8 protein-coding genes and 1 rRNA gene are annotated in these 7065 nt (G+C 36.7%); all 9 read right to left on the bottom strand.

Annotation, left to right across the window (positions count from 1 at the left end):
- Positions 1-212, bottom strand: a 16S ribosomal RNA gene (locus SM124_RS21200); the annotation flags it as partial.
- Between the two features lie 329 nt (positions 213-541).
- Positions 542-1651, bottom strand: coding sequence for a D-alanyl-D-alanine carboxypeptidase family protein (locus tag SM124_RS21195; RefSeq protein ID WP_407691435.1), 1110 nt, complete (start codon positions 1649-1651; stop codon positions 542-544).
- A gap of 214 nt (positions 1652-1865) precedes the next feature.
- On the bottom strand, positions 1866-3332 hold the full coding sequence (locus SM124_RS21190; protein WP_322448516.1) for a SulP family inorganic anion transporter: 1467 nt from the start codon (positions 3330-3332) through the stop codon (positions 1866-1868).
- A 249-nt stretch (positions 3333-3581) separates the two neighbouring features.
- On the bottom strand, positions 3582-3965 hold the full coding sequence (locus SM124_RS21185) for a VOC family protein (protein WP_322448515.1): 384 nt from the start codon (positions 3963-3965) through the stop codon (positions 3582-3584).
- A 67-nt stretch (positions 3966-4032) separates the two neighbouring features.
- Positions 4033-4770: a GNAT family N-acetyltransferase gene (locus SM124_RS21180; RefSeq protein ID WP_322448514.1), complete on the bottom strand. Its 738-nt coding sequence runs from the start codon at positions 4768-4770 to the stop codon at positions 4033-4035.
- Between the two features lie 131 nt (positions 4771-4901).
- On the bottom strand, positions 4902-5216 hold the full coding sequence (locus SM124_RS21175; protein ID WP_322448513.1) for a DMT family transporter: 315 nt from the start codon (positions 5214-5216) through the stop codon (positions 4902-4904).
- 1 nt (position 5217) lies between these two features.
- Positions 5218-5562 carry a DMT family transporter gene (locus SM124_RS21170; protein WP_322448512.1) on the bottom strand — a complete coding sequence of 115 codons (345 nt, stop codon included), beginning with the start codon at positions 5560-5562 and terminating at the stop codon, positions 5218-5220.
- A gap of 308 nt (positions 5563-5870) precedes the next feature.
- Positions 5871-6572, bottom strand: coding sequence for an ATP-binding protein (locus SM124_RS21165; protein WP_322448511.1), 702 nt, complete (start codon positions 6570-6572; stop codon positions 5871-5873).
- The gene (locus tag SM124_RS21160; RefSeq protein ID WP_322448510.1) at positions 6569-7063 is read right to left on the bottom strand and encodes an ECF transporter S component; all 495 of its coding nucleotides are present in this window, start codon (positions 7061-7063) and stop codon (positions 6569-6571) included. Before SM124_RS21160 ends, SM124_RS21165 begins: the two co-directional genes overlap by 4 nt.
- Positions 7064-7065: the final 2 nt, after the last annotated feature.

The following is a 7065-nucleotide window of genomic DNA, read 5'->3' as shown; positions in this document are numbered from 1 at the left end:
TCTTTCAATGTTCCTTCATGAGAAGAAACATATTATCCGGTATTAGCTCCGGTTTCCCGAAGTTATCCCAGTCTTACAGGCAGGTTGCCCACGTGTTACTCACCCGTCCGCCGCTAAGTTTCAAAAGAAAAGCTTTTAAAACTTCGCTCGACTTGCATGTATTAGGCACGCCGCCAGCGTTCGTCCTGAGCCAGGATCAAACTCTCCAATAAAGAGTAAGATTAGCTCTTAAATAAAAATTCAAACGTTGACGTTTCTGTTTTGTTTAGTTTTCAAAGAACTAGTTTGAAGCAAGATGATTATCATATCACGTATAACCCAAAGCTGTCAATCGTTATCCTGAAATAACTTTCATGTCATCTCAGCGACAATTAATATAATAACAAATCCATATTGATAAAGTCAAGAATCTTTTTTCTCACCGGAGAGTTAATTACTTCTTTTTCTCAGCGAGATTTACTATATTACTACCTCATTAAATAGATGTCAATACGGTTTCCGAAAAATCCCCCAAAAAAAGTAGACCTCCAAGAAGTCTACTTTAATTAATATTTAGTTTGCTTTTTATTTTCTCCCACCAATCCTTATCTTCTTTCTCAGAGGTCTCAAATGGTTCTACTAAAATAAGTGGGCTCTCTCCAATTAATTCATCCTTTAATGAAATTTTCACTTTCCCAATAGGTTTCTTAAAATCTTCTCTTTCCTTTAAATCAGAATCAACACTTATTGAAATTGAAATCTCCTGTCTCTCGCCCTTCTTTAAAGGATAAATAATATCTCTTTTCGGGACTACTTTTCCAAAGATAACACTAAGGTAATTTATTTGTTTTTCTTTGTCTATAATTTTTACAGCCTCATACTGATTAAAAGCTTGATTAAAAAGAGCCATATGATCTTGCCAATCATTTCTATCATTAATAGTCACTGCAATTAACTTAAGCTTTTCTTTTTCAGCAGTTGAAACTAAGGTTCTCTTCGCACGTTTTGTGTAGCCTGTTTTCCCTCCCGTGGAATATGGATACATATTAAGCAATTTATTTTTATTTAGCCAAGTATTCATTGCTCTATCTAAGGACTTACAAGTATAGCTTTTTGTAGAAGATATTTTAGCATAATCCTTATTATTCATCGCATACCTCGTTAAAAGAGCCATGTCATATGCAGTTGAATAATGGTTTTCATGATCATCTAATCCATGGGGATTTGCAAAAGTTGTATTCTTCATCCCAATCTGTTTTGCTTTTTTATTCATTAAAGTAACAAAGTTCTCAAGATCTCCACCCACATGCTCTGCTATTGCAACAGCTGCATCATTACCCGAGCGGAGCATGAGGCCGTAAGTTAAATCAATAAGCTTAATCTTATCGCCTGGTTGAATGTATATAGATGATCCCTCTGTACGATACGCCTTCTCACTAACGGTGACATACTCGTCCAACTTACCTGATTCGATTGCTAAAATAGCTGTCATTATTTTCGTAATACTGGCTATCCTCATGGGGGTATGAGCATTTTTCTCAAACAGCACCCTACCTGATTCTTGTTCCATTAAGATAGCACCTCTTGCTGAAACTGCATGTCCCATATAAGGAAATGAAGCTATACCAGTGAATAGAACAATTACTGAAAGCAGAATTCTAAATGTTTTCATCATATCCCCTTTCTTAACTAGAATAGTAAGCTATATTTTGTGCCTATCGAAAAGAGTTATTCTTTTTTAAAGCAAAAAAAGAAAAGACCTCTATTAAGAGATCTTTCCAGTTGTTAAGGTTATAGTAATAACAAACCATTCAATATGTTCTGCTCTTTTATGGATTTCAGCCTCTAACTATTATGTAGAAAAAAGCACGTTAGAAACGCGCTTTTTAATGTCCCGATAGTTTGGCTCCAGCTTTTCTATGGACAGCTAACCGGTCAATTAACTTGGAACTAGGACCGTTTAATCCAACTAAGCGAACTAGGGTCCCATTTTCCCTAAGCTTAATGACAATCTTGTCAATTGCCGCTACAGCTGAATCGTCCCAGACGTGGGCATGTGTAAAATCAATTTCAACCTCATTCACTTTATCGTTAAAGTCAAAGGCTGCTATAATTTCATCAACAGAAGCAAAGAAAACTTGACCTTTAACTATATATACTTTTTTGTCTCCATCTAAACGGGACTGAACTTGTATCTTAGAAATTTTTGCAACAAAGAAAATAGCACTTAAAATAATACCTGCAAAGACTCCAATTGCTAGGTTATGTGTTGCTACGACAGTAATGACTGTAACAACCATTACAATAGAATCTGTTAAAGGTGCTTTAGCTAAACCTTTAATAGAGGACCAATCAAATGTTCCAACAGAGACCATAATCATAACACCCACAAGTGCAGCCATCGGTATTTGTACAACAATTGTTCCTAACACTAGGATAAGGAACATTAGAAATACTCCAGCAACTAGTGCAGAAAGTCTTCCACGTCCACCTGATTTTACATTGATAACAGATTGACCTATCATTGCACATCCAGCCATCCCGCCGAATAGTCCTGCAACAATATTAGCAATCCCTTGCCCGCGGCTTTCTCTATTTTTATCACTCGCTGTGTCTGTCATATCATCAACAATTGAAGCAGTCAATAATGACTCAAGTAAACCAACAATGGATAAACCTAAAGCATAAGGGAAAATAATTTTTAATGTTTCAAAATTAAATGGAACATCTGGAATGAAGAAAGCAGGTAGTACAGATGTTAACTGCCCCATATCTCCTACTGTTCTTACATCACTTTTAGTCATAATAGCAATAATAGTAATAACAATAATTGCAACTAACGGAGATGGGACTGCTTTTGTAACTCTAGGAAAGATATAAATAATCGCTAACGAACCAGCAACCATCGCGTACATCACCCAAGTTGCGCTTACGAATTGTTCTAGCTGAGCCATAAAAATTAGAATTGCTAGAGCATTAACGAAACCAATCATGACAGACCTAGGAATAAACTTCATGTAACGAGCTATCTTTAGAGTCCCAAAAAGGATTTGCAGAACACCCGTCAAAATAGTAGCAGCAAATAAATATTGTAGACCATGGTCTTTCACAAGAGTAATCATTAATAAGGCCATTGCTCCTGTTGCAGCTGAGATCATCCCTGGTCTCCCTCCAACAAAGGCAATAGTCACCGCAATACAAAAAGAAGCGTATAATCCGACCATTGGATCTACCCCTGCAATAATGGAAAAGGCAATCGCTTCAGGAATTAAAGCAAGCGCAACTAAAATGCCCGCTAATACATCACCCCTAATGTTTCCAAACCACTGTTCTTTAGTTGTAAGTACTCTCAAAAAAACACCCCTTATATATTCATTTTTAATTCTGACTTTGAACTCTCATCAAAGTCGGGCCGATGAAAACATATTGAATCATATCACATCTACAGATTTTTACAACCCAAAATGAAAGCGTTTGTTTAAGATACATACTCTCTTTATCTCATTTCTCCTTTCATTTACTCCTTTAATTGTCATGCCTAAAATAATATTTTAAAACAAAAAGAAACAGTGTTCTCACACTGTCTCCTTTAACAATTTAACCTAGCCCATAGGTGAACATATCTCAATATAATGACCATCTGGATCTTCAACATAAGCAACTTTTTGACCCCAAGGTTTTTCTCTTGGCTCCATTAAGACAGGAACTCCTGCTATTCGGAGTTTTTCTACCACTTTCTCTACTTCCTGCGTCACAAATCCAAGTTCAAAAGTCTGTTCTTTTCTAGAGTCATCTGGAATAGGTAGATTGGTTACTTCCCGCCCTCCTTCTCTCGTGTTCATGGAGAGAATGGTAGAACCCGTGTCATATTCTATGTATGTACCATATTCTCCTCTAAGAGAAAATCCCAACAGTTCACCATAAAAGTATTTAGTTTTTTCCAAGTCCTGTACATATAAAATGACATAACCCATACTAAGCTTCATTTACCGTTCACCTCAACCATTTCATATTGACTTTGTAATTGATGCTTTTCTACTTTAAATAAATTCATTATAAATGATGTCTTAACCAAACATTTGGTTCGACATAAACAGCCTTGTTTTCTTCTATATTAACAACTAAAGGAACAAGGGCTCCTGGTATCACATACTCTCCTGTTAAAGGTAGCTTCATACCAGTCCACTTCTCCCAATCAGCAATCTCTGCTTCTACAATCATCGACTGATGGGCAATAGCAACAATTTCAGCTCCTGTTTTACAATGTACACGAATCCAAGGATCAAACGGTTGACCATCTTCTCTAATTAAATAGGCATAAGATTCAATTGGTAGTAATGGATATTTCGGTTTCATTGAAGGTCGCACAGGGGCTACCATTTGTGTTAGACCAGCGTTCTTTGCTAGCCCCTTCATCGCACGCACCATTATTTCACTTAACCCTTTTCCTTGGTGGGCAGGGTCTATTACAATAGAGATTGCCGAAACAGCGTTAATGTTCTTGTTTGCTTCTTTATCCAGTACACCTTTCTCTATTACGCCATCCCAACCTTCAGGGAGATTAGCAATTTCACCATCCCATTCAAAGCCTATTGCATGTCCGCAAGCTAGAATTCGATCTCCTTCTAATAAGAAAAATTGAAGTTCTGGATAATTTGTCAACATTCGATCCCAATACAAATCGGCGACAGGGTCCATCCTCATAAAAGTTGGCCAACCGATTTCATGTAGTCTACCTAGTTCTTTTTCCAATTCAGGCTGCTCTTTCAAAGTAACAATTTGATAGTCCATAATATCTCCAATCGTGTTTTGTAAATATTTTCATAAACAATCTTTCGATAAAAATCGATAAATTCCTCTATTTGTATACTCTTTTCAAAATGGAAAAAGAGGCTCACCTCCAAGGCTTGCCTCTTTTCGATTTAACTAATTACCTTCAAACCAACGACACTTAAAATAATCATTGAGATAAAGACGATTCTTAACCAATTTTTTGATTCTTTGAAGAACAACATGCCAACAATAACACTTCCTGCCGCTCCAATTCCTGTCCATATACTATAACCTGTTCCAATGGGTATCGTTAATAGAGCTTTAGATAGGAAGTAGAAACTAAACATTCCTGAAACCACAGATAATAGGGTATATTTATGACGAGTAAATCCTTCAGATAATTTCATGAAAATCACAAAACCGATTTCTCCAAAACCAGCGATGATTAAAAATATCCAGGCCATGCTAGTTCTCCTTTACCGTTTCTACTTCATCCTTCGATGTTGCTTTTAGTCCAATAATTCCACCTATTAATAGAACTAATAATAATACCTTTATTAATCCGCCTTCTTCATTTAAGAACAACATACCTATAAGCACCGTACCTGCTGCACCAATACCTGTAAACACCGCATAAGCTGTACCTATTGGGATTTCATTTAAGGATTTTGAAAATAAAATAAAGCTAAATATGATTAGAACGAGCGTAATAACACTTGGCACAGGTTCTGTGAATCCTTTCGAGTATTTTAATCCAAATGCCCAACCAATTTCACTCAACCCTGCTATAAATAAGTAAATCCATGGCATCGCAACTTTCCTCACTTTTCCTACCGTTTAATTTATTGTTAGTTTTTAGTTTTGAAAGGATGATGTCTAAACTATTTTTCTACAATACACAATAGCTTATCAAAAAAGTTCTAATTCCGCATATAATTACCCTTTGTTTTAAATGATTTCTACTGGTACGAACAAAAGCGCAAGCGCCTCGGTCTTTCCTAAACGATAAAAAAACTCCCCATCATTAGGAGAGTTCTACACTCGTTATAGTCCAGTCTTTAAAACTTGGTAATTTCGTTGATTCCATTCAATTCCTTGCTTATTCTTACAATTACTCTTTAATTAAGTGAGACAGGATGAAATAGCTCCCCAGAAAGTTGTTTTATACTCAATTCTATTTTTTCGTCATAGGCAACAATAAAACAGGTGGAAGGGCCTGATGACACTTTTAAATTTAAATCGGTATTGACTTTTTGAAATCCCCCGCCAAACATACGTTTAATCTCATATAAGATCCCTTTAGAACCAACCGGCCAGAGTCTAACATCCTCTAGGTCAGCAATCTCCTTGAATAAACTTAATGGTGCTACCTCACTACCATGAGTGATTACTTCCTCGCCGACAAGTGGACGACCAATGACAGCTACTTTCATATTATTCTCCAGGGAGATTTCACTCTTCTCCATCACTTTTCTACCAATAACCACAATACCTACAGCAGATTGCCTCATGGAAAAATTACTCTCCGTACTTCCTGTAACGGTAAGGTGAGCTAAGTTAATTTCAGCTAGCCCCTTTTTCACACCACTCACAAGTATATCCCAGTAATCATTACCACAAAAATTATGCAAAACAACCGAAATAGGCATCGCACCAGCAGCTATGCAATCCATAACGGCCACACGAAAAGAATAATAAGAAACGATTTCATAACTTACTTGGACGCTATCTAACTCTTTTATACCGACACCACCAGAGTTATCACTTGCAATAACTAAACACTCACCCTCATTTAGCGGAACCGTTACGACATTTCTCATGATTTCATTGTCCCTTCTAATAGGGATGGTACAAAAAATTGTGCTACTCTAGGAATGAGAAGGAACGAAACAACTATATTAATCAAAGAACCTATAAGAATGGATGGAACAATCGCCATGTAAAAGCCCATACCCATTAAAAATAAAAAAGGCAAAGGTGCCAATAACGTATTACTTAAAACAAACCAAATAGCTGCCATATATTTTTTACCCTTACGATAAAGTGCTCCAAAGAAAAATACGATCAAGGACATCTCAAGTGCAACTAAAAAGTGCATAGGCCCGAGTGGCATTCCACCAAAAAGAGCAGATATTAAATGTCCTCCCGCTGCAACAATAGCCCCAGCCCCACTACCTATAAGAACGGTAGCAAGTAAAGCTGGAAAAGTATCTAAAGCAACACTTCCCACAACTGCCGGAACTTTGATCGCTGCACCAACAACAGCTAGAGCAATAAAAAGTGCAAGTAGACTTAATGTTTTTACTTTCATTT

Origin of the sequence: Robertmurraya mangrovi, from assembly GCF_034427655.1 — a bacterium.
Lineage (GTDB): Bacteria > Bacillota > Bacilli > Bacillales > Cytobacillaceae > Robertmurraya_A > Robertmurraya_A mangrovi.
The sequence above is the reverse complement of the archived record's forward strand: the minus strand, read 5'-3'. Positions and strand labels throughout refer to the sequence as shown.